Raw genomic sequence first — 22,241 nt, 5'->3', positions numbered from 1 at the left:
GTTAGTGCGGAAAGGTAGAAAAACAAAGCATTAATGTGATAATACGGGCTTACCCTAAAGTGTGTCTAGCATGAAATTTGAGCCTGCCTTTCAAGAGTTTCCGGGGAGTTCCTTCAAACTTTTCCAACCTTATTTGCCCGCCGGCGACCAGCCCGCGGCAATTGAGCAGTTGGTTGAGGGGATTGATGACGGCTTGATGTACCAGACCCTTTTGGGGGTAACGGGCTCAGGCAAGACCTATACGATGGCGAACATTATTGCTCGCACCGGGCGTCCGGCCATTGTTCTGGCACCCAATAAAACCCTGGCGGCGCAGTTGTACGCCGAGATGCGCGAGTTTTTTCCACGCAACGCCGTGGAGTACTTCGTGTCTTACTACGATTACTACCAGCCCGAGGCCTATGTGCCATCGCGCGATCTGTTTATTGAAAAGGACTCGTCCATCAATGAACACATCGAGCAGATGCGCTTGTCGGCCACCAAAAGTCTGCTGGAGCGGCCTGACACCATTATTGTGGGTACCGTGTCCTGCATCTACGGTATTGGTAACCCCGGTGATTACCATGCCATGGTGCTGACCCTGCGCAAGGGGGATCGTATCGCCCGCCAGGAGCTGCTGGCGCGTCTGGTCGCCATGCAGTACGAGCGCAACGACCTGGATTTCCAGCGCGGTGTGTTCCGCGCTCGTGGTGAAGTGGTTGATATCTTCCCGGCAGAGAACGCGGAGCTGGCCTTGCGGGTCAGCCTGTTTGATGACGAGATTGAAGAACTGGAGTTGTTCGATCCGCTGACAGGCAAGGTCGTACAAAAGCTGAACCGCTTTACCGTGTTCCCCAGTTCGCACTATGTGACGCCACGCGAAACCGTCTTGCGGGCGATTGAAACCATCAAGCTGGAACTGCGTGAGCGCCTGGAATTTCTGACTCGGGAAGGGCATTTGGTCGAGGCCCAACGCCTGGAGCAGCGCACCCGTTTTGATCTGGAAATGCTGCAGGAGCTGGGCTTTTGCAAAGGCATCGAGAACTACTCCCGCCACTTGTCAGGAGCAGCGCCTGGCGATCCGCCGCCGACGCTGATCGACTACCTGCCGCGTAACTCCCTGATGTTTATTGATGAAAGCCACGTCACCATCGGACAGTTGGGCGCCATGTATCGCGGTGACCGCTCGCGTAAAGAGACTCTGGTGCAGTTCGGTTTTCGTCTGCCGTCGGCCATGGATAACCGGCCCCTGAAGCTGGAAGAGTTCGAGCGCCGTATGCCGCAAACCGTGTTCGTATCGGCCACACCCGCTGCCTACGAGCAAGAGCATGCAGACAATGTGGTTGAACAGGTGGTGCGGCCTACCGGCCTGGTGGACCCGGAAATCGAGGTTCGTCCTGCCACTACGCAGGTTGATGATTTGCTGGGTGAAATCAAGCTGCGTACCGCGCAGGAAGACCGTGTATTGGTGACGACGCTCACCAAGCGCATGTCCGAAGATCTGACCGAATACTTGTCAGAGAACGGTATCCGCGTGCGCTACTTGCACTCGGACATTGATACGGTGGAACGGGCCGAGATCATCCGGGATCTGCGTCTGGGCGTCTTCGATGTGCTGGTCGGGATCAACCTGCTGCGCGAGGGTCTGGATTTGCCCGAAGTGTCTCTGGTGGCGATTCTGGATGCGGACAAGGAAGGTTTTCTGCGTTCCGAACGCAGCCTGATTCAAACCATAGGTCGGGCCGCACGTAACCTGAATGGTAAAGCCATTCTGTATGCCGACAGAATGACGGACTCCATGCAACGCGCCATCGAAGAAACCGAGCGCCGTCGTGCCAAGCAGATCGCCTTTAACGAAGAGCACGGCATTACGCCGCGCGGCGTGAACAAGGCCGTCCGTGAGTTGATTGATGGTGTTGTTGCTTCGGATCCAACCGCCAGCTTGCGCGAGGATGTGCCAGAAGAGCTGATTCGCGACGAGAAGGCTGCGGCACGCGAGATCAAGCGTCTGGAAAAGGAAATGATGGATCACGCTCGCAACCTGGAGTTCGAGCAAGCCGCAGCTGCGCGCGACAAGTTGCAAAGGCTCAAGGCCAAGCTGTTGATGGCCTGAGGGCTTGGGCTTGGTGCTTCTGGTGTCGGGGAAGGGCGCAGGCGACTTCGTTGGAGTCCGTCTTGGACTGAAGTGGTGACCTTCGCCTGAAACCGGATTGCGTGTTCGGTTCCACTCGCGCTTGAGCCCCTCCAGCAAAAGCGGGGCAATTTCATCTTTGATGATGCTTGTTGCATAATTGCAACTAAGCCTGGACGAAAGTACAGAAAAAACACGGTTCCGCTACCGGCTTTCATCACTCGGGTGTATTGCTTGATTTATCTCATCCCGAGAAAGCGGTGTATCCGCTAAGCAAAGGGTGCCGCGCCTTTGGTTTATTCCAAACTTCAAGCAGCTGCGTACTGTTCTTATTGGCAGCCCCCAAACGATACGGATTTGCAGTTTTCGAGGCCGTTTTCGGAGCCTGTTCCGGCCCGGTTCTGTCTTGCCTTATTTGGGGTTTTCCCGCAGACTTTGACGCATTATGAGTAAGGTTCTGTTTGTCTGTACAGGGAATATTTGCCGCTCCCCCAGCGCCGAAGGTGTCTTGCGCCAACTGGTCGACCAAGCCAGTTTGTCGGAGGCTATTTTGGTGGATTCAGCCGCCACGCATGGCTTTCATGTTGGCGAGCATCCTGACACACGCGCACAGATAGCCGCTCGTAAACGCGGTTATGACATCTCTACCTATCAGGCCCGACAGGTCCAGCGCGAGGACTTTCGCAACTTCGACCTTATCTTGAGCATGGACTGGGAAAACCACGCTGCCTTGCAGCAAATGTGTCCTCCCATTTACCGCCACAAGCTCATGCTGCTGATGCGCTTTGCCACTGACTATGAAGCGGCTACCGTGCCCGATCCTTATTATGGCGGCCAGGACGGCTTTAATAAGGTCATGGACTATATCGAGGATGCCTGTCAGGGCGTATTCGAGCTGGTTCGCAAGCGCGTCCCCAATTACCGTGCTGCTTGAGCGGCTAAATAACACTTCAGTATAAGTGTAAAAACACACGCTCAAGCACGGTAGTTTCCCCTGTATTTGCTATACTGGACCAAATTGGTCGGATTTGCCCTTGGCAATCCGGCCGCTTTCGCCTTTGGCAAGGAAACTATCATGCGTTTGACGACAAAAGGGCGTTTCGCCGTAACCGCGATGATCGATCTTGCGCTGCGCCAGCAAAGTGGACCGGTGACGCTCGCAGGCATCAGCCAGCGACAGGGTATCTCGCTCTCCTATCTTGAACAGTTGTTTGGCAAGTTGCGCCGCCATGAACTGGTCGATAGCGTGCGTGGTCCAGGTGGTGGCTATACGCTTGCGCGTCTGGCTCGCCATATCACTGTTGCTGACATTGTGTTTGCGGTCGATGAGCCCGTTGATGCCACCCAATGCGGTGGCAAGGGTAATTGCAAGCAGGGCACAAATGGGCAGAAAGGCGAGTGCATGACTCACGAGCTTTGGGCGACGCTTAGTCGTAAAATGGTCGATTATCTGGACTCTGTCTCGCTACAGGACTTGGTTGATCAGCAGCGTTTGCGTCAGCTCAAGTTGGCCGCTCAGGAAGCCGGTCAGCCAGAAGAATGTACTTTGTAGTGGGCAGTCGCCGCTACTGACTCCGGAGTTTTGTATGAGTCGCGCTCAGCGTATTTATATGGATTATGCCGCCACCACACCGGTAGACCCGCGTGTGGCCGACAGCATGATTCCCTGGTTGACGGAACGATTTGGCAATCCCGCCTCCAGCAGCCATCCTTACGGATGGGATGCGGAAGAAGCCGTGGATCAGGCGCGTCGTCAGGTTGCCTCCCTGGTCGGGGCAGAGCCGCGAGAAATCGTCTGGACTTCCGGTGCTACCGAAGCCATCAATCTGGCCCTGAAGGGTGCCGCCCAGTTTTATCAGTCCAAGGGCCGCCATATTATTACCGTCCGTACGGAACACAAGGCCGTGCTCGACACCTGTCTGGCCTTGCAGGACGAAGGGTTTGAAGTCACCTTTCTGGATGTCCTGCCCAGTGGTCTGATTGATCCGCAGGCGTTTGAACAAGCCATTCGTCCCGATACCATCCTGGCCTCGGTCATGCTGGTGAATAACGAAATTGGCGTGATTCAGGATGTGCAGGCTTTGGGGGCAATTTGCCGTGAGCACAAGGTGCTGTTCCATGTGGACGCCGCCCAGGCTACCGGCAAGGTGGCGATCAATCTGCAGGAATGGCCAGTGGATTTGATGTCCATGTCTGCCCACAAGACCTACGGTCCCAAAGGGATTGGCGCCTTGTATATCCGTCGTAAACCGGCGGTGCGTCTGAAAGCACAGATTCATGGTGGTGGTCACGAGCGCGGTTTTCGTTCCGGTACGCTGGCTACGCATCAGATCGTGGGCATGGGCTGCGCTTTCGAGCTGGCTGCTCAGGAAATGGACCAGGACAATCAGCGCATCACGGCCCTGCGGGATCGTCTGTGGACCGGTTTGCAGCCAATCCCGGATCTGTTTCTGAACGGTACCCTGGACCAGCGCGTGCCGCATAACCTGAATATCAGTGTGGATCACATCGAGGGCGAAGCTCTGATGATGGCCCTGACGGATCTGGCCGTGTCCAGCGGCTCGGCCTGTACGTCGGCCAGCCTGGAACCGTCCTACGTATTGACGGCCTTGGGTCGCAGCGATCAGTTGGCGCACAGCTCCTTGCGCTTGAGCCTTGGCCGTTTCACGACCGAGCAGGACATTGATGACACGATTGCCGCCATCCGTCGTGTGGTTGAACAATTGCGGGCCATCTCTCCTTTATGGAGCGAGCCCGCTTCGGAGCAGTTCGCGCAATGAGATATAGTGACGCTGTCATGGAGCATTTCCTGCACCCGCGTCATGCGGGTGTCATGAACAGCAGTGATGCTGACGTAGGGACGGGGGAAGCAGGAAGTCACGAAACCGGGGCATTGATTCGGATCCAGCTCAAAGTATCGGAGCAGGGCCAGATTCAGGATAGCTGTTTCAAGGCTTATGGTTGTGGCTGTACCATCGCTGCCGCTTCTTATGCAGCGCAATGGCTGCAGGATCGCAGTCTGGAGCAAGCGGCCCAGTTCTCGTCCACGGATGTACAACAAGCGCTGGAATTGCCGCCGGTCAAAGTGCATTGTGCTTTGTTGGCCCAGGAGGCGGTTCAGGCTGCCATTGCCTCGGTACAGAACAAAGGCGCGTTTTAGTTGTCCAAGCCTGAAGGCTGACTACTCTTCAGGTTTATAGAAAGGAAAAGATTATGTCTATTTCTCTTACTCAGCCCGCCGCAGAACATATCCAGCGTCATTTGAAAAAACGCGGGGGCGGTTTGGGGCTACGTTTGGGTGTACGCCTGACCGGTTGCTCGGGTCTGGCCTACAAGCTGGATTTTGTTGATGAGCCGGTTGAAGGCGATCAACTGTTTGAAGAGCACGGCGTTAAACTGTTTGTTGATCCAAAGAGCCTGCCCTTTATTGATGGCACGCGTCTGGATTATGGCCGTGATGGCCTCAATGAAGGTTTCAAGTTTATCAATCCAAACGAGAAAGCCTCCTGCGGGTGTGGCGAATCGTTTACCGTGTAGGAACTCATGTCATTACGTTTCGGTTTGGCGGCCAATCAATTGCACCATGATTCGGCAGATGCGGCTTTGTTTCAGTGGTTGCGGCGCTCAGCCAGCGGTATTCGCGAATTGGAAGTTGAGCTTTATACGGTGGGTCGTACCTGTAATGCCATCGAGCGTTCGGGCCTGCTGGAAGGCTATGGCGGGCTGGTTCGCTATCCTTATGGTCGTGATGGCGGCTTGATGAAGCTGGTGGCCCGGGTCACCCAAAGCCCGGACGGCACTCCGCCTTTTGATGGTGCCATTTACCTGATTGACCCGGTAGACCCTTCCTCCATTTTCCCGGAAGCACTGGCACTCAAGCGCCAATGCATCACGCATGGCCGTCCTTTCATCTCGACCCTGATGGGCGCGATTGAGTGGATTGAAGTGGAACGTGTCAGTCGCGGCCTGTGGCCCGACTCCAGCTGCAAACGTATTTTCGACTTCCCCAACCAAACTCTGGCCTTGATTGCGCACGATGCGCTCAAGGACAAGATGGTTGAGTTCGCTGACAAGCATTTCGACCTGCTGTCCCGTTTTGGCCAACGAGTAGGAACAGGTACGACCAGCCGTTTGTTGAACGAGCTGGCCTGGTCCAAAGGCTGGCCCAAGGAAACCCCCTGGATTCAGTCTTATCTAAGCGGACCTTTGGGCGGCGATGCGCAAATTGCCGAGCTGGTGCTTGAAAACCGTTGCCAGCGTGTGATCTTCTTCGAGGACCCGCATGTCGCACGTCAGCACGAGGCCGACATCCAGTTGCTGGAACGTGCGGTGCGTGTGGTGGCCGACAAGGCTTCGTGCTTCTCCTCGCCGGAGGTGGCCCATAAATGGGCGCAGGCGGTGATGCGCTTGCCGGTGGATTGATTGCGTAGGGATGGACGTACAGGCCTTGCAAGGTGTATTTAAAAAACCTTGTGGTGGCAGTAAAAAAGGACGCTTTTAAGCGTCCTTTTTGTTTCAGCACGCTGTTGGCTGGGCCAGTTTCCCTGACTGTACGAACATCCCTGGCAGGGCCTTGATCAACGACCCGGGAAAGGTCTGCTTGATTCGTGGGTGGGGCTTCTCTAGACTACGATGGTGCCTTGCAAGCACCGCAACACAATGTCGTCCAGTCAATAGGGCAGTGTGAAGATACCGGAGGCAGGCTTGAATCGTCGCATGATCTTGAATGCTATTGGCGCGGGTATGCTCGCCCGGCTTGGGGGCGCTGTTTCCTTACTAGGTGCTGCGTTTGTTACGGCGTCGGCACACACGCAGCAGCTGGATAGCTTCCCTTCGGGGCCCGTGCGCATTGTTGTTCCGGTGAATCCGGGTGGCAACGCCGATCGCATTGCGCGAATGCTGGCGCAAAGCCTTGCCGAATTGTGGCAACAAACAGTGATTGTGGACAATGTGCCAGGCGCGCACACCAGTCTTGGTGTCAACCGGGTCGTTCGCGCGGCACCGACCGGCCACACGCTGCTGTCCAGCGGGGATCAGCTTGCCATCAACGCGGCTCTGGGTCGCAAGCTGCCTTATAGCGAGACCGATGTTCGCGGAGTGACCCGCACTATTGTGAATACGCAGGTGCTGGTGGTTCGCCCAGGCTTGGGGGTCAGGCACTTTGATGAATATGTGGCGCTGCTCAAGCGGCGACCTGGCGAAGTATCCGCCGCGCTGCCGATTGGCTATGGCAGTATCTATCATCTTGCGGTTGAGATGCTTAATCAGCGTTTGGGTACGCAAACCAATAACATCCCTTACGCGGGTGGGGCTCCGGCTGTTCTGGACATATTGGGCGGGCATGTAGATGCTGCGCTTATTGATATCTCTGGGACAATCCAGAACATTCAGAAGCGTGAGCTCATTCCTCTGACGGTGACCTCGCCGGAGCGCTCGAAGGTTTTACCGGATGTTCCCACTTTTCATGAGTTGGGTGTTTCTGATTTCGTGATCGAAAGCTGGCAGAACATCTTTGTGCCACGTGCCACGCCCGATGAGGTAGTTGAGGTGTTGAATCGCGATATTACGGCTGTACTGCGTTCGCACGAATTTGCTGAGCCATTGGAGCAGCAGGGCTTTGTGATCGCGCCTGGTTCGGCTGAGTCGCTGGATCAGATCGTGGCACGTGATATTGCCCTGTTTCGTGAAGTGGCGGCAGTTGCTGGTATCAAGCCTGAGTGAGGTCTGGTGTACCGGTGTAGGGCTGGCTAATGATGGGATTGGAGTGGGAGTTTGTTCCGGGACTGGGCAGAATAGCTGCGTATCTGCGTATCTGCGTATGTGTAAGCGGGGCGAGGATGCATAAAAGACGCACGGTCGAGACCGTGCGTTTTTTTGTTTTGAGACTGATTAGTCCTCGCGACGCAGATGCGGGAACAGGATCACGTCACGGATAGCAGGGCTATCGGTCAGCAACATGACCAGTCGGTCGATACCGATACCGCAGCCGCCTGTAGGAGGCATGCCGTATTCCAGAGCACGGATGTAGTCCGCATCGTAGAACATGGCTTCTTCGTCGCCAGCATCCTTGGCCTGAACCTGAGCCTGGAAGCGAGCGGCCTGGTCTTCAGGGTCGTTCAGCTCCGAGAAGCCATTGGCGATCTCGCGACCAGTGATGAACAGCTCAAAGCGCTCGGTAATGCCTTCCTGGGTGTCCGACGCGCGTGCCAGTGGCGACACTTCCACGGGGTAGTCCACGATGAAGGTGGGGTGCCACAGCTTGGATTCCGCAGTTTCTTCAAACAGAGCCAGTTGCAAGGCACCCAGACCGGCATCACGCAGTGGGGGCGAGTTCACGTCCACTTTCAGGCGAGCCAGTTCGGTACGCAGGAACTGGATGTCTTCCAGTTGCTCGATCTGGTAGGAAGGAGCGTACTTCATGATGGCGCCGGTAATGGTCAGGCGATCAAAAGGCAGGCTCAGATCCAGTTCGCGTTCCTGGTATTGCAGGGTAGCGGTACCACGGGCGCTGATCGCGGCCTCGCGTATCAGGTTTTCGGTGAAGTCCATCAGCCACTGGTAATCCGTGTAGGCTGCGTAGAACTCCATCATGGTGAATTCGGGGTTGTGACGAGGGCTGACGCCTTCGTTACGGAAGTTGCGGTTGATCTCGAACACGCGCTCGAAACCGCCCACGATCAAACGCTTCAGGTACAGCTCGGGAGCAATACGCAGGTACATTTCCATGTCCAGCGCATTGTGGTGGGTCACAAAGGGTTTGGCCGATGCGCCACCCGGAATGGGGTGCAGCATGGGGGTTTCCACTTCCAGGAAACCGGCCTGGGCCATGTGCTGGCGCAGGCTGCTCATGACCTTGCTGCGGGCCAGGAAGGTTTGACGGGTGTCTTCACCCATGATCAGGTCGACGTAGCGCTGACGGTACTTCAGTTCCTGGTCAGCCAGACCGTGGAATTTGTCGGGCAGGGGGCGCAGGGACTTGGCCAGTATGCGTACGCTGGAGGCGTGTACGGACAGCTCACCCTTATTGGTTTTGAAGACTGTGCCTTCCACGGCCAGGATGTCGCCGATATCCCAGCCCTTGAATTCCGCGTAGTTTTCTTCGCCCAGTGCGGCTTTGTCCAGGTAGATCTGGATACGGCCGGAGGCATCTTGCAGCGTGGCAAAACTGGCTTTGCCCATGACACGTTTGAGCATCATGCGGCCAGCTACTTTCACGACTTTATTGGTGGCGGCCAAGGCATCCTTGTCCTGCTCGCCGTACTGGCTGTGCAGCTCGGCAGCGTGGGCGTCTGGGCGGAAATCGTTGGGGTAGGCGATACCGTTTTCGCGCAGGCGGTCCAGTTTGGAACGACGCTCGGCGATCAGTCGGTTTTCGTCTACGACGGGTGCGGAAGTGTCTAGCGGTTCAGTCATTGTGTCAGTACTTATTCGTAGTGGCGGATGTCATCCAGGACGTGCTGGCCAAAAGCCGGGCTGTTCAGGTGGCGAAAAATGCGCTCGGCCGTATCGTCCGGGCTGCTGAGCTGACCTTGCTGATGCAGGTCGATAAAGCGGCTCAGGTTCGGAAACTGGTCGCGGGACTGGCTACGGATATGGCCTTGCATATCGGTATCGACCACGCCGGGGGCCAGAGAGCAAACGGCCAGCTCGGGATTTTCCAGCTTCAGGGTTTGCGTATAGAAATCCAGCGCTGCTTTGCTGCAGCCATACACAGCCCAGCCCGAGACGGGTTTGCGGCCGGCACCCGAGGAGATATTGAGCACCTGGCGCTGGGCATCCTTGGGGGCGCCTTGCAAAAAGGCGGCGGTCAGGCTCATGACACTGGCGACATTCAATTGCAGCGCCTGTGTAATGGCCTGGGCATCGAGCAGGTGGCTGGCCTGCCCAACGGGATCAACCGTGCCCGCATTATTGATGAGGACGTAGCGTTGAGCCTGTGTCTGGCTGATCAAGGCTTGCAGGGCCTTGGCAGCCTCTTGTGCGCCTTCCGCGCTGGCCAGATCCACTTGCAGATGTTGATGAGCCCCTTGGGGCGCATCCAATTGCAGTTCGCTGCGGGCCAAAGTGATCAACTGATGGCCAGCGGCCAGCGCCTGACGCGCCAGGGACAAGCCCAGACCGCGCGAGGCACCGCTTAGAACAGTCAGCGTGGAAGTGTGCATATTAAATACCTTGTTTCAGGCTGGCCTGAATAAAGGGATCCAGGTCGCCATCCAGAATCTTTTGCGTATTGGAGCTTTCGTAGTTCGTACGCAAATCCTTGATACGACTTTGATCCAGTACGTAGGAACGAATCTGGTGACCCCAGCCCACATCGCTCTTGGAGTCTTCCAGTTTCTGCTGCTCGGCCATGCGGTTGCGCATTTCCAGCTCGTACAGGCGGGATTTCAGCATCTGCATGGCTTCGGCACGGTTACGGTGCTGCGAGCGGTCGTTCTGACACTGCACCACAATGCCGCTGGGCTCGTGCGTGATACGAACGGCCGAGTCGGTTTTGTTAATGTGCTGACCACCGGCACCACTGGCGCGGTAGGTGTCGATACGCAGGTCGGCCGGATTGATTTCGACCTCGAAGGAGTCGTCAATTTCCGGATAGACAAACACGCTGGTAAAGGACGTGTGGCGGCCATTGGATGAGTCAAAGGGGCTTTTGCGAACCAGGCGGTGCACGCCGGTTTCCGTACGCAGAAAACCGTAGGCGTAATCGCCTTCAATCTTGATGGTGGCCGATTTGATACCAGCGACATCACCGTCAGACTGTTCCAGAATTTCAGCCTTGAAGCCCTTGTGTTCGGCATAGCGCAAATACATGCGCAGCAGCATGGAGGCCCAGTCCTGGGCTTCGGTACCACCCGCGCCAGCCTGAATATCCATAAAGCAATTCAGCGGATCGGCAGGGTTGGAGAACATGCGGCGGAATTCCAGCTCTTCAATACGGCTGGCCATGGCGGCACAATCTTCTTCGATGGCGGCGATAGTGGCATCGTCATCGTCCATCGCGGCGAGTTCGAACAGGTCCTGCGAATCTTTCAGGCCTGTGTGCAAGGCGTCCAGCACATGCACCACGTTTTCCAGACTTTTCTTTTCGCGGCCCAGATCCTGAGCGTGTTGAGGGTTGTCCCAGACGTTGGGATCCTCCAGTTCGGCATTGACTACGTACAAACGATGAGCTTTGTCATCGTAGTCAAAGATACCTCCGTAAGGCATTTTCCCGCTCCGAATAATCGGCAAGGCGGGCTTCCAGTTGATTAAGTCGTTCCGATTCCATGATTCAGCGGCTTTCCTATATTTGAGGGCCATCCGCGCCAGCCAGCAAGGCGGCGCGCGGCAAACTTCCGATTTTACCCTTATCGGAGGTCTATGGCACGTATTGGCCGCTCAGGAACCGGACATTGTGCAAGCAGCGGTGCGATAGGCGGGCGCCGAACGGTAGGAAGGTCGATTGGAGACGACGGGCTGGGCGGGCGTGTCTGCTTCGGAAGGCTCGCTATCCAGGCTGAAATGCGCGACCACCTGGGCCAGCAAGGTGGTTTGTTCCAGTTGCTCCTGGGCTGTGTGGGCGCTGTGTTCAACCAGCTTCTGGTTAGACTGGCCTTGCTGGTCCAGGCGTGTCATGACCTGGTTTACATACTCGATATGGGTAGCCTGGTCTTGAGAGGCCTGGGCAATATCGGCCACGATGCTGCGCATTTCATTGACCTTGTGTTGTGTGCTGGCCATGACTTGCGCCATGCCGCGCGCGGCCATCGAGCTTTGTTCGGTTTGTTCAACTGAACTGGAGATCAAGGTGGAAATCTGTTGCAAGGCATCGGTGGAGCGCAAAGCCAGGTTACGCACTTCGGCAGCAACAACCGCAAAGCCATGGCCGTGCACACCAGCGCGGGCGGCTTCCACGGCGGCATTCAGGGCCAGGATATTGGTCTGGAAGGCAATGCTGCGGATCAGCTTGGTGATCTCGCTCATTTTGTACGAGCTGTCGGCAATGGCGTTGATGGTATCGAGCAGGCTGTGCACGGCCTGATTGCCTTGGGCCACCTGGCTGGAGGTGTCCTGCGCCAGGTGATCAGCGGTTCGGGCTTGTTCGGCATTCTGGCGCACGGTGTCGGCCAATTGATTCATCGCCTTGACGGTGTGATTCAATTCGGTGGATTGGTCCAGAATCTGTTCACTCAGGTTTTGACTGCCCAGCACAATCGCGTGCGAGCCGTCGCGTATCAGGCCGGTTTGCTCGCGGATCTGATGTACCACGGTTTGTACGCCCTGGCCGATCCCATTGAGTGCGGTCAGCAAGGTCCCGAACTCATCATGGCGACGCACACTGAGCTGGGCATTGAGCTTGCCTTGGGCCAGTTCCTTGGCCAGATTCGCCCCTTGATCCAGTGGCTGCTTGATGGAGCGATACAAGAGGAGCAGGGCAAGGGTACTGGTCAGGAAGAACAGGGCCAGCGCCGCCAGGGCCAGGCTGAACGCACGGTCACTGCTGCGGCCAGCCAGACCCAGAGAGCTGTCCAGCCGCTCACTGAACTGGTGCTCGAACTGATCCAGCGTATTTGTGATCTGGGCGGAGGCTTGAATATATTGCTGGCTGAACACCAGCACTTTGGCCATCAAGGCATTGGGCAGGGCAATGCGGATGGCGCCGTTGCCATCTTCAAACTGGCCGCTGGCGGTTTGAATGGCTTCGGACTGAACCTGGCTGAGTGCCAGGGTCTGTTCATAAGCAGAGCGCAGCAGGTCCTGTTCAGCCGGTTCCAGTTCCAGATCCCTGAAGCGGTCCAGCATCGCCAGGGTGACGCCGTCCTGATCCGGCTGGACACCGGTAAATACCGCCAAGAGGTGGCGGAAGTTTTCCTGAAATTCGATCTGTTCGCTGGAGACAAACGCGATGGCCTGACGGCTGAGTAATTCGCTGATGCGTTTGAAGTCTTTGCTAAGCGCCGTCGTTTGATGACGCTGGGCTTCCAGATGCTTGCGTTGTTCGATGCTGCTGCTCAAATGTTGCAGGGCAATCAGCATCAGGATTAGAAACAGGCTCAGAATTGCAAAATAGGCGATGAAGCCGGTTTTGAGCGTCAGTAATTTTTTCAAGGCGACTCCCACAAAATGTGGGGTGCGCCCGAGCGCTGATGGCTCTTGTCGCACCCCTGTCAGGCGCGCCTATCTTTGCATCTAATTGTGACAGGGGTGTGGCGATATGTCTTAACGGCGGTGGGGGGTGCGACGAGGGGCAGAGGTCGGCGCGCCAATACGCTTGGGCAGGTGGCGGAAAATAATGCGACCCTTGCTCAGGTCGTAGGGCGACATTTCCAGGGTGACGCTGTCGCCAGCCAGAATACGGATGTGGTGCTTGCGCATCTTGCCGCCGGTGTAGGCGATAACCGCGTGACCGTTGTCCAGGGTGACACGAAAGCGCGAGTCAGGCAGGATTTCGGTGACGGAACCTTGCATTTCAAGTAGCTCTTCTTTGGCCATAAATCGGGACTCCTTTAAAAATAATAATTCCCGTCTGGCCCTGCTGGGCGGGACGGGGACGGGCTTAGTAACAAGGCAGACCGACAAACCGGACAAGCGGTGTCTGGAGTCCAGCGTTGCACTAGGCCCATAAAAATCGGGATGAATCTGTGTCTGTCAGGAGTGTTCGGTTCCAGACAGGGTCGGGTTGATCAAATTGAAAACACGCCCGCCGTTCATGGGGGGATCCAGCCGGGGCAGACAAGGTCTGCCTACCTGAAAAACGGGCAAAAACACGAATACTTGCCAGGAACAGAGACCTGCATAACGACGCGCGGGACAGGCCCTTGCGGTTAAAGGTGCTGGTTGTGGTGCCAAGTAATGCACTTGGGGCGCTTGATTGAGTCAAGCTTTATTCCCAAAAGTGGGGGTGTTTCAAGGTCGATTTACCCTGGATAGCTGCATCTGATGTTGCTAAAGCCAGACGAGCGTGGATGGGATGGGCCAATAAAATTCAATCAGCGCCATGACGTGACAATTGTATGATTATAAATAATATTTATGGATTGGTCAAAGATTGACCAGTTCACATCGTCACAAGCAGGCAGGTAAAGGCGTAGAGGGCAGGGCATGCTTGCCTATATACTAGGCCAATCGTAACGGCGCAAAGTTGACCTGAGGAGGGATCACATGCGCCGTTGCCGTTTTTTAGGACATGCTTGTGAGCACTCAGAAACTGACCCCTGGCACGACGGCTTTACTGGTTTTACCCACGATCTTGTGGGCAAGTAACGCCATTGTGGGGCGCCTGATTCATGATCAGGTTCCGCCCATTACCCTGAACTTTTTCCGTTGGCTGGTGGCTTTCACCATCCTGCTCTTTGTGGGGCGGCAGGTTCTGCGACGCGGCAGCAATTTGTGGACCAACTGGAAACGCTACTCGATTCTGGGGCTGCTGGGCATAGGGATCTATAACGCTTTGCAATACCTGGCACTGCAAAGTTCCTCGCCCATCAACGTGACGCTGGTCAATGCCAGCTTGCCGTTCTGGATGCTGGTGATCGGACGCCTGTTCTTCAAATCCATCGTCAATGGGCGTCAGCTGGTGGGTGGCTTGATGTCCTTGCTGGGGGTGGTGCTGGTGCTGACGCGTGCGGATTGGCACGAGCTGATCGCCTTCCGTTTTGTGCCGGGCGATGTGTATATGGTGATCGCCACCATTGCCTGGGCAATCTATAGCTGGATGCTCAGCACGCGCCGCCATGAGGGTGTCATCGCGGAAACCTGGGCCACCGTGGTGATGGCGCAAGTGTTCTTTGGCTTGATCTGGTCCGGTGCCTTCGCAGCCATGGAGTGGAAGTTCACCGATTGGCATATCGACTGGTCCTGGGGCTTGTTGCTGGCGATTCTGTATGTTGGGACAGGCCCGGCGTTGATTGCCTTGCGGTGCTGGGGCGTGGCTGTCCAACGAGTGGGTGCGGCAACGGCCGGATTCTTCGTGAATCTGATGCCTGTATTTGCGGCTTTGATGTCTGTTTTTATTCTGGGCGATACCCCCAAGCTCTACCACGGTGCGGCTTTTCTGCTGATTGTGGGCGGGATTTATGTGTCCTCGCGTAAGAGTTGAGGCTTGAGAATACTTGGTATCTGACCCTGCTCCAGATACAAAAAGGGACGCCCGGTAGAGCGTCCCTTTTTATTTTTGGGACTCGGGTTCAAGTCCCTGGGCGTGGCAAATGTTTATTGCTTGCCATCGTCCATGCGACGGAAAATCGTCGCGACCAAAGGACCGGAAATATTGTGCCAAACGCTGAAAATCGCGCTGGGCACGGCGGCCAATGGCGAGAAGTGGGCACTGGCCAGAGCCACGCCCAGGCCGGAGTTTTGCATGCCTACTTCAATAGCCAGCGTCTTGCGCTGTGGCAAAGGCATGCCACTCAAGCGTGCTAACAGATAGCCCAGGACGTAGCCCAGCATGTTGTGCAGAACCACGACGGAGAACACCAGCAAACCGCTGGTCGCAATCTTGGACTGGTTACCTGCCACCACAGCGGCCACGATAGCCACAATGGCCACGACAGAAACCAGGGGCAGGGCCGCCACGCCGGCTTTGATTTTTTCACCTAGCAGGGACTGCACAATAATGCCCAGGGCAATGGGCAGAATCACCACCTGAACAATGGACCAGAACATGGCCGAGGCGCTGACTTCCAGCCATTGGCTGGCCAGGAAGTAAATCAGGGCAGGGGTGACGATAGGGGCCAGCAAGGTGGTGACCGAGGTAATGGCAACTGACAGGGCCAGGTCGCCACGCGCCAGAAAAGTCATCACGTTGGACGAGGTGCCACCGGGGCAGCAGCCCACCAGAATGACGCCAATGGCCAATTCAGGTGGCAGGGAAAAGGCGTAGGTCAGAAACCAGGCCAAGGCAGGCATGATAATGAACTGACCCACAACACCAATAGCCACACGGCCAGGGCGTACAAACACTTCAGCAAAGTCCTGGCGCGACAAAGTCAGCCCCATACCGAACATGATGATGCCCAGAAGTGGAACAATATAAGCGCCTAACCAGCGGTAGTGGTCGGGAAAGTAAAAGGCCAAAATGGCAAACAGTAGAACCCAGATGGCAAAGGTATTGCCAACAAAACGGCTCAGGCGGGCGATAGCCTGCATGATGAAATATCCTTCAAGGAGCACGGCTGGCCGGTACGCCGGCGCGGTGCGGATTAGTCTGTTACGGGGAGCAGCATGGGTCGGGCCGGGTGTAGGGCCGTCCATCGCAGACCTGCTTAAGGACTGGCGACACGACTTTCCGGTGGGGTGGGATAAAGCGCTGGCAACACGGGGCTGTACGGGCAGATCTGGGTAAGGTCAGTTGTACAGGCGGTGGTGAGCGAAACGGGCAACATGGCAGACCATGTTTTTTTATCCTGGAAGGCCGAGCTCGGGCGTATTGTAGACCCAGGCCGTCATGGTATTTTGATTAGCTGCCTTGCAAATGGGTGTATTAGGAGAGGGTGGGTGAATAGAGCGGGATCACGTCTGGCGGCATACGCCTGTTTGGCTTTGTCCATGTCTTTGGTGGGCAGTTATATCGCCTTGACGCGGCCCTTGGTCGCGGCGCTGCCGGTATTCCTGCTGGCCTGGCTGCGTTTTGGCATTGGCGGGATCGCCATGCTGCGCTGGCTGCGCAAGCCGGCGACCGAACCCGTACTGGACCTGCGTACCCGTGGCCTGATTTTCCTGGAGTCCTTTCTGGGTAATTTCCTGTTCACGCTTTGCATGGTGACAGGCATCAGCATGACCAGTGCTGTTTCTGCGGGCGTTATTTTGTCCGCCATTCCCGGCATGGTGGCCTTGTTCAGTTGGTACTTCCTGAAAGAAAGCATAGGCCCTCGTACGTGGGCGTCGTTGGCCTTGGGCATGGGCGGCATTGCCTTGCTGGCTTTGGTGCAGGCCGATGATCATGGGGTGGATCAATTGGACCCGGGGAGAATGTGGCTGGGCAATGCGCTGATCTTTTGTGCCGTCTTGTGCGAGTCGGCCTATGCCGTTATTGGCAAGCGCCTGACCGCTGTGCTTAGTCCCAAGCGCATCAGTGCGATTATCAATCTGTGTAGCTTGGCCCTGATTACGCCATTAGGTTTGTACGCCGCCTGGGATTTTGACTTCACGGCACCGGCAGGCTGGATCTGGCCTTTATTGGTGTTTTATTCCTTGGCGGCCAGCGTCTGGACGGTCTGGCTGTGGATGACGGGTGTGCGTTCCGTACCCGCTTCGCAAGCAGCCGTCTTTATGGTCTTGATGCCTTTAGGCACGGCGGCAGTGGGTGTGCTGGTGCTGGGCGAGAGTTTTACCACCGTGCATGTTTACGCCTTCATTCTGGCTTTGGCAGGTTTGGTGCTGGCGACCTTGCCTACCCGGGCGAAGTCCTAAAAAAAACCGCTGCATAAGCAGCGGTTTTGGGGCAGGGAGACTGGGCAATAGCGCTAAGGTTTAATCCTGACCCTGTGCATATTCAATAATGAACTGCACGCTGACGTTCCCGTTCCATTCGTTCTGATCCAGGCGATAGGCGGCTTCGATATTTTCAGGCAGCAAGGTATCGCGGTTGAACCAGATCGCGTCGAAGTATTCGCCGTTGCGCTCCAGGCTCAACTTCAAATGCTTGTTCTTGAGCAGACGTTGTTGGCGCACGAAGAAGTTGTCGCGGAAAACAGGAGCCGGGAAGCCGGCGCCCCAGACTTGTTTTTGCAGCAGCCCGGCCACCGTAATATTAATGTGCTCAGGCTCCAATGAACCGTCGGTTTCGATGATGGGGTCAAACTGATAGCGGCCCGTCAGTTCCTGCACGGCTTCCTCAAAAGCTTGCACGAACACATCGTAATTGTCTTCTTCGATCGTCAGGCCGGCTGCCATGGCGTGGCCACCAAACTTCAGAATCAGGCCGGGATAGCGTTTGGACACCAGGTCCAGCGCATCGCGCAGGTGCACGTCGGGAATAGAACGGCCCGACCCTTTGATCTCGCCTTCGTCACCTTGGGCAAAGGCCAGGGTAGGACGCCAGTACTTTTCTTTCAGACGTGAGGCGACCAGTCCGACGATGCCTTGGTGCCATTCCGGGTGAAACACGCACACGGTGGCGCTGGTGTCCGGTTCAGCCAGTTCGGCCGCGCGCAGGGCCTCTTCGCGCATGGACTGCTCAATCGAGCGGCGATCCTGGTTCATGTCCTCCAGTTCGCGGGCCAGATTCGCGGCTTCGTCTTCATCATCCGTGATCAGGCAGCGTATCCCCAAGGCCATATCGGCCAGTCGACCGGCGGCGTTGATGCGTGGGCCCAAGGCAAAACCCAGATCAAAGGCACTGGCCTGACGGGGATCGCGGCCTGCAACCTGGAACAGGGCGCGCAGTCCGGCTTGCATCTGGCCCTTGCGCATGCGCTCCAGGCCTTGGGTGACGATCAGGCGGTTGTTGGCATCCAGGCTGACCACGTCGGCCACGGTGCCCAGGGCAACCAGATCAGCCAGCTCGTTCAGGCGTGGGCCTGCATTGGCTTCATACACCCCGCGTTGTCGCAGCTCGGCACGCAAAGCCAGCATCAGGTAAAAAATAACGCCCACACCGGCCAGGTTCTTGGAGGGGAACTCACAGCCGGGTTGATTGGGGTTCACAATCGCCAGGGCATCGGGCAGTTCATCGCCGGGCAAGTGGTGGTCTGTGACCAGAACCTTCATGCCCGCCATATGGGCGGCTTCCACGCCATCAATACTGGCAATGCCGTTATCCACGGTAATCAGCAGATCCGGCTTGCCCGAAGGGTGTTGTTCTGCCAGTTTGACCACGGCGGGTGACAGGCCATAGCCAGTTTCAAAACGGTTTGGAACCAGAAAGTCCACAACAGCCCCCATGCTGCGCAGCGCGCGCAGGCCGACTGCACAGGCGGTAGCGCCGTCACAGTCGTAGTCGGCAATGATCAGCATGCGATCCCGGCGGGCAATGGCATCGGCCAGCAAGATGGCGGCTTCACGCGCCTGGGTCAGCATATTGGGCGGAATCATGTTGCGCCAGGCTGGATCGATCTGGGTGGCATCAGTTACACCCCGAGAGGCCAGCAAACGGGCCATTAAGTCGTGAACTCCGGCCTGTTTCAGGGCGTTGCTGGCAGCTTCTTGAGCGGGACGGTTTTTCAGGATAGGGGTGACCACCACTGACTCCAGTTAGAGGTTTGTTTGAACAGGGACAGGGGCCAGATGCGGCGCGAGGCGGGACCGACGTGAGCGTAGCGGTCCAGTCCGGTCAGCACCAGCTCTGGCATGGGCCCTGCGGCCAGGGGGGCGAGCACGGTGCGATCCAGCTCGGCCAGTTGTTGCAGCCAAAGCCCCCAGTCTTGTCGTATCAGGCTGTCTTGCAAATCATCAATAATGCGCAACCCGGCAGGCTCGGGGCCTAATTGCTGGCTGGAAGCCCCGCCAAACAGCCACAAGCTGTTCACATTGGGCAGGCCCGCCTGTTCGCGCTCCTGATTGTCCGGCAAGGCAAAGGCCAGCATCTGAAATTCATTGATCAGGCGACGCCAGGGGCGGGTTTGTACATCCTGTGTCCACCAATTATTCAAATTGCTTTGGCTGACCAGTTCTGTGGAGGCCGCTTGCACCGTAAAATCAGCGGGTGGAGTGACACGCCACAACTCCGGGCTGAGGTACTCGAACTGAAAGCCGGTGTCGTCCAGATAAGGGCGAATGGCCTCCAGCAAGGCACGGCTGTAGGACTCGGACAAGGCCAGTTGTTCAGCCGGTATCAGCATGGCGCCTTCACGAGAGGGGGCGATGTGAACCAGCTCTGCCAGCCAGACCGCCTGGTCCGGTGCCACCGAGTGGATTTGTTTCAACTGGCGTAGCCGCAAAGGGGCCAGACCTGCGCTAAGATGCTGGGCTTGGTGCGCCGTAAAGCCGTGAGTGTGCAAAAGCCAGGATTGTGCTGGCGTGCACAGGTCCTCGGATGGGTCACGTACCGACAGCGTGCCTTTGCCCTGAGTCAGTAACTGAACCAGTGATGGGGCCGTCTGGGGCAAGTGTTTGATGAGTTCGCGCGCAATGGCCGGTTCCGGCAGCGCACCGTTGATTACGATCTGCATGACAGCGATTGTAGTGTTTTCTTTGAGGCGATAGCAGCTCGCATGGGATACGAATTTTGGATTGGAGCGCGGTATGCCGGCCTGGCCAAGGGCCGCAAACGGCGTGGGGGACGAAAAGACCGTTTCGTCTCCTTTATTGCGGGTAGCTCGATGGCGGGGATTGCCCTGGGGGTAGCCGCGCTGATTGTCGTGCTGTCTGTCATGAACGGCTTTCAGACCCAGGTGCGTGATCGCATGCTGTCGGTCTTGCCGCATATTGAACTGATTGTGCGCAATGCCGATCATCAGCAAGTCTTGAATGAATGGAAGTCGCTGGCCCAAAAAGCCCAGACCAATCCGGCGGTGGTGGGCTCGGCCCCCTATGTGGCCGGGCAGGGCATGCTGGTGCGCAGCAATCAATTGATGGGTGTGCAGGTCCGCGGCATTGAGCCTGACCAGGAAAGCAAGGTGTCCGAGCTGGCCCAGCAAATGGTCATGGGCCGACTGGAAAATCTGCAGCCAGGCACTTTCGGGATTGTGCTGGGCGAACAGTTGGCCAATCAATTGCGTGTCAGCACGGGCGATACGATCATGTTGATGGCTCCGCAAGGTTCGATCTCGCCAGCCGGTTTTTCACCGCGCATGCGCCAGTTCACGGTAACCGGCGTGTTTTCCTCCGGCTATTACGAATACGATGCCAGCCTGGCTTTTGTAAACGTGGATGATGCCTCCAAGATTTTCCGCGACAGCGGCAACAGCGGCGTGCGTCTACGCATTAAGGACATGCAGCAGGCTCCCATGGTGGCTCAGGAATTGGCCAGCAAAATGCCGCGCAACGTGTTGGTGTCGGACTGGACGGCCAATAACCGCACCTGGTTTGCCGCCGTGCAAACTGAAAAACGTATGATGTTCCTGATCCTGGCCCTGATTGTGGCTGTGGCGGCTTTCAACCTGCTGTCCTCTTTGGTGATGGCGGTAAAAGACAAGCAGTCGGACATTGCGATCTTGCGTACGATTGGCGCCACCCCCAGCGAGATTGCCCGTATTTTCCTGGTGCAGGGCGCCTTGATCGGCGTGGTGGGCACGTTGTTGGGTGTCGGCTTGGGCACCTTGATTGCCTACAATATCGACGTGATCGTGCCCTTTATTGAAAACCTGATGGGCCGTAAATTCCTTCCGCAGCAGATTTACTTTATTAGCGAGCTGCCATCCAACCCGCAGGTTGACGATATTGTGCTGATTGCTATCGTCTCGCTGGTTCTGTCCTTCCTGGCCACGCTGTATCCAAGCTGGCGTGCTTCCAAGCTTCAACCTGCACAGGTGCTGCGTCATGACTGATCTTATCGCTCCAACCGTGCTGCGCGCGCGCGATGTCAGCGTCCACTACGAGGAAGGTGGCAACAGCATTCAAGTGCTCTCCGGGGTGAATCTGGAGGTGTGTCGTGGCGAGATGGTGGCCATTATTGGTGCTTCCGGCTCGGGTAAAAGTACTTTGCTGCATGCTTTGGGCCTGCTGGACAAGCCCAATACCGGCAGTATCGAGGTCAACGGCACCCAGACGGAAAGCCTGAATGAAAGCGAGCGCAGTCAGCTGCGCAACAAGGTGCTGGGTTTTGTGTACCAGTTCCACCATTTGCTGCCCGAGTTTGATGCGCTCGACAATGTGGCCATGCCCTTGATCGTGCGCCGCATGAAGCGTGCAGAGGCGCGTGAGCAGGCTCAGCAGGTGCTGGAACAGGTGGGTTTGTCCCAGCGCGTGCATCACTATCCGGGCCAGTTGTCCGGGGGCGAGCGTCAGCGGGTGGCCTTGGCACGTGCTTTGGTGACACGGCCTGCCTGCGTGCTGGCGGACGAGCCTACGGGTAATCTGGACCGCTACACCGCTGAAGGCATGTTTGAGCTGTTGAGCCGGGTCAATGAAGAATTCGGCACGGCGTTTGTCATCGTGACTCATGACCAGGCCTTGGCTTCCTTGGCCCATCGTCAGCTGGTCATGGACAAAGGCTACCTGACCCAGGAAATCAGGGCCGAACGCCGGTCGTGATAGCCGGCAGGGTCACGGT

Annotated in this window: 20 protein-coding genes; 12 read left to right on the top strand and 8 right to left on the bottom strand. The window is 56.9% G+C overall.

Annotated features, from left to right (window positions below; translation table 11 throughout):
* Positions 1–70 precede the first annotated feature (70 nt).
* From uvrB to Q9R35_RS09030, 8 genes are all read left to right on the top strand, one after another.
* A complete protein-coding gene (uvrB, locus tag Q9R35_RS09065; protein WP_063692458.1) occupies positions 71–2,092 on the top strand; it encodes an excinuclease ABC subunit UvrB in 2,022 nt (673 codons plus the stop codon).
* A gap of 460 nt (positions 2,093–2,552) precedes the next feature.
* Positions 2,553–3,044, top strand: coding sequence for a low molecular weight protein-tyrosine-phosphatase (locus Q9R35_RS09060; RefSeq protein WP_026482840.1), 492 nt, complete (start codon positions 2,553–2,555; stop codon positions 3,042–3,044).
* A 141-nt stretch (positions 3,045–3,185) separates the two neighbouring features.
* Positions 3,186–3,662 (top strand): Fe-S cluster assembly transcriptional regulator IscR, encoded by a 477-nt coding sequence (iscR, locus tag Q9R35_RS09055; protein WP_021446710.1) that lies wholly within the window; start codon positions 3,186–3,188, stop codon positions 3,660–3,662.
* 34 nt (positions 3,663–3,696) lie between these two features.
* Positions 3,697–4,890 carry an IscS subfamily cysteine desulfurase gene (locus Q9R35_RS09050; protein WP_063692464.1) on the top strand — a complete coding sequence of 398 codons (1,194 nt, stop codon included), beginning with the start codon at positions 3,697–3,699 and terminating at the stop codon, positions 4,888–4,890.
* Positions 4,887–5,270 carry an iron-sulfur cluster scaffold-like protein gene (locus tag Q9R35_RS09045; protein ID WP_045931570.1) on the top strand — a complete coding sequence of 128 codons (384 nt, stop codon included), beginning with the start codon at positions 4,887–4,889 and terminating at the stop codon, positions 5,268–5,270. Before Q9R35_RS09050 ends, Q9R35_RS09045 begins: the two co-directional genes overlap by 4 nt.
* Before the next feature lie 53 nt (positions 5,271–5,323).
* Entirely contained in the window at positions 5,324–5,647 is a 324-nt protein-coding gene (locus tag Q9R35_RS09040; RefSeq protein ID WP_003801383.1) for an iron-sulfur cluster assembly accessory protein, read from the top strand.
* Between the two features lie 6 nt (positions 5,648–5,653).
* A complete protein-coding gene (locus tag Q9R35_RS09035) occupies positions 5,654–6,532 on the top strand; it encodes a methylglyoxal synthase (protein ID WP_042479804.1) in 879 nt (292 codons plus the stop codon).
* Between the two features lie 282 nt (positions 6,533–6,814).
* Positions 6,815–7,831: a tripartite tricarboxylate transporter substrate binding protein gene (locus tag Q9R35_RS09030; protein WP_311219736.1), complete on the top strand. Its 1,017-nt coding sequence runs from the start codon at positions 6,815–6,817 to the stop codon at positions 7,829–7,831.
* Between the two features lie 168 nt (positions 7,832–7,999).
* Here Q9R35_RS09030 and lysS read toward each other — a convergent pair whose 3' ends face one another.
* From lysS to infA, 5 genes are all read right to left on the bottom strand, one after another.
* On the bottom strand, positions 8,000–9,523 hold the full coding sequence (gene lysS / locus Q9R35_RS09025) for a lysine--tRNA ligase (RefSeq protein ID WP_311219735.1): 1,524 nt from the start codon (positions 9,521–9,523) through the stop codon (positions 8,000–8,002).
* Between the two features lie 11 nt (positions 9,524–9,534).
* Positions 9,535–10,272 carry an SDR family NAD(P)-dependent oxidoreductase gene (locus Q9R35_RS09020; protein ID WP_042479810.1) on the bottom strand — a complete coding sequence of 246 codons (738 nt, stop codon included), beginning with the start codon at positions 10,270–10,272 and terminating at the stop codon, positions 9,535–9,537.
* Between the two features lies 1 nt (position 10,273).
* Positions 10,274–11,378, bottom strand: a protein-coding gene (prfB, locus tag Q9R35_RS09015) for a peptide chain release factor 2 (protein ID WP_311219734.1) whose coding sequence is annotated in 2 segments (ribosomal slippage) — positions 10,274–11,296 and positions 11,298–11,378 — 1,104 coding nt in all. Because the reading frame shifts where the segments join, the coding sequence is not laid out codon by codon here.
* A 110-nt stretch (positions 11,379–11,488) separates the two neighbouring features.
* Positions 11,489–13,198 carry a methyl-accepting chemotaxis protein gene (locus Q9R35_RS09010; RefSeq protein ID WP_311219733.1) on the bottom strand — a complete coding sequence of 570 codons (1,710 nt, stop codon included), beginning with the start codon at positions 13,196–13,198 and terminating at the stop codon, positions 11,489–11,491.
* A 111-nt stretch (positions 13,199–13,309) separates the two neighbouring features.
* Entirely contained in the window at positions 13,310–13,582 is a 273-nt protein-coding gene (gene infA, locus Q9R35_RS09005) for a translation initiation factor IF-1 (protein ID WP_009458008.1), read from the bottom strand.
* A 694-nt stretch (positions 13,583–14,276) separates the two neighbouring features.
* On the opposite strand from infA, the gene Q9R35_RS09000 reads away from it, so the two are divergent.
* Entirely contained in the window at positions 14,277–15,188 is a 912-nt protein-coding gene (locus Q9R35_RS09000) for a DMT family transporter (RefSeq protein ID WP_042479815.1), read from the top strand.
* 113 nt (positions 15,189–15,301) lie between these two features.
* Here Q9R35_RS09000 and Q9R35_RS08995 read toward each other — a convergent pair whose 3' ends face one another.
* Positions 15,302–16,237 carry a bile acid:sodium symporter family protein gene (locus Q9R35_RS08995; RefSeq protein WP_311219732.1) on the bottom strand — a complete coding sequence of 312 codons (936 nt, stop codon included), beginning with the start codon at positions 16,235–16,237 and terminating at the stop codon, positions 15,302–15,304.
* A gap of 348 nt (positions 16,238–16,585) precedes the next feature.
* On the opposite strand from Q9R35_RS08995, the gene Q9R35_RS08990 reads away from it, so the two are divergent.
* Entirely contained in the window at positions 16,586–17,500 is a 915-nt protein-coding gene (locus Q9R35_RS08990) for a DMT family transporter (protein WP_042479820.1), read from the top strand.
* A gap of 60 nt (positions 17,501–17,560) precedes the next feature.
* On the opposite strand, the gene recJ is transcribed toward Q9R35_RS08990, so the two are convergent.
* Together recJ and Q9R35_RS08980 are read right to left on the bottom strand one after the other, a co-directional pair.
* Positions 17,561–19,270 carry a single-stranded-DNA-specific exonuclease RecJ gene (gene recJ / locus Q9R35_RS08985; protein WP_311219731.1) on the bottom strand — a complete coding sequence of 570 codons (1,710 nt, stop codon included), beginning with the start codon at positions 19,268–19,270 and terminating at the stop codon, positions 17,561–17,563.
* The gene (locus tag Q9R35_RS08980; protein ID WP_197313705.1) at positions 19,252–20,199 is read right to left on the bottom strand and encodes a hypothetical protein; all 948 of its coding nucleotides are present in this window, start codon (positions 20,197–20,199) and stop codon (positions 19,252–19,254) included. The genes recJ and Q9R35_RS08980 overlap by 19 nt, the downstream gene beginning before the upstream one ends.
* 42 nt (positions 20,200–20,241) lie before the next feature.
* Between Q9R35_RS08980 and Q9R35_RS08975 the strand changes: the two genes are divergently transcribed.
* Complete coding sequence (locus tag Q9R35_RS08975; protein WP_042479828.1) at positions 20,242–21,516, top strand: lipoprotein-releasing ABC transporter permease subunit; 1,275 nt, start codon at positions 20,242–20,244, stop codon at positions 21,514–21,516.
* Positions 21,509–22,222 carry an ABC transporter ATP-binding protein gene (locus Q9R35_RS08970; RefSeq protein WP_026482826.1) on the top strand — a complete coding sequence of 238 codons (714 nt, stop codon included), beginning with the start codon at positions 21,509–21,511 and terminating at the stop codon, positions 22,220–22,222. Before Q9R35_RS08975 ends, Q9R35_RS08970 begins: the two co-directional genes overlap by 8 nt.
* Positions 22,223–22,241 lie beyond the last annotated feature (19 nt).

Origin of the sequence: Alcaligenes sp. AB3, assembly GCF_031844565.1 — a bacterium.
Lineage (GTDB): Bacteria > Pseudomonadota > Gammaproteobacteria > Burkholderiales > Burkholderiaceae_B > Alcaligenes > Alcaligenes faecalis.
This window is presented reverse-complemented; position numbering and strand designations above follow the sequence as displayed.

What these genes read in the sequence shown, in the direction of transcription:
- uvrB (WP_063692458.1), top strand. Translation starts at nt 71, where the DNA reads ATGAAATTTGAGCCTGCCTTTCAAGAGTTTCCGGGGAGTTCCTTCAAA.
- iscR (WP_021446710.1), top strand. Translation starts at nt 3,186, where the DNA reads ATGCGTTTGACGACAAAAGGGCGTTTCGCCGTAACCGCGATGATCGAT.
- Q9R35_RS09050 (WP_063692464.1), top strand. Translation starts at nt 3,697, where the DNA reads ATGAGTCGCGCTCAGCGTATTTATATGGATTATGCCGCCACCACACCG.
- Q9R35_RS09045 (WP_045931570.1), top strand. Translation starts at nt 4,887, where the DNA reads ATGAGATATAGTGACGCTGTCATGGAGCATTTCCTGCACCCGCGTCAT.
- Q9R35_RS09040 (WP_003801383.1), top strand. Translation starts at nt 5,324, where the DNA reads ATGTCTATTTCTCTTACTCAGCCCGCCGCAGAACATATCCAGCGTCAT.
- Q9R35_RS09035 (WP_042479804.1), top strand. Translation starts at nt 5,654, where the DNA reads ATGTCATTACGTTTCGGTTTGGCGGCCAATCAATTGCACCATGATTCG.
- lysS (WP_311219735.1), bottom strand. Translation starts at nt 9,523, where the DNA reads ATGACTGAACCGCTAGACACTTCCGCACCCGTCGTAGACGAAAACCGA.
- Q9R35_RS09020 (WP_042479810.1), bottom strand. Translation starts at nt 10,272, where the DNA reads ATGCACACTTCCACGCTGACTGTTCTAAGCGGTGCCTCGCGCGGTCTG.
- infA (WP_009458008.1), bottom strand. Translation starts at nt 13,582, where the DNA reads ATGGCCAAAGAAGAGCTACTTGAAATGCAAGGTTCCGTCACCGAAATC.
- Q9R35_RS09000 (WP_042479815.1), top strand. Translation starts at nt 14,277, where the DNA reads ATGCTTGTGAGCACTCAGAAACTGACCCCTGGCACGACGGCTTTACTG.
- Q9R35_RS08995 (WP_311219732.1), bottom strand. Translation starts at nt 16,237, where the DNA reads ATGCAGGCTATCGCCCGCCTGAGCCGTTTTGTTGGCAATACCTTTGCC.
- Q9R35_RS08980 (WP_197313705.1), bottom strand. Translation starts at nt 20,199, where the DNA reads ATGCAGATCGTAATCAACGGTGCGCTGCCGGAACCGGCCATTGCGCGC.
- Q9R35_RS08975 (WP_042479828.1), top strand. Translation starts at nt 20,242, where the DNA reads ATGGGATACGAATTTTGGATTGGAGCGCGGTATGCCGGCCTGGCCAAG.
- Q9R35_RS08970 (WP_026482826.1), top strand. Translation starts at nt 21,509, where the DNA reads ATGACTGATCTTATCGCTCCAACCGTGCTGCGCGCGCGCGATGTCAGC.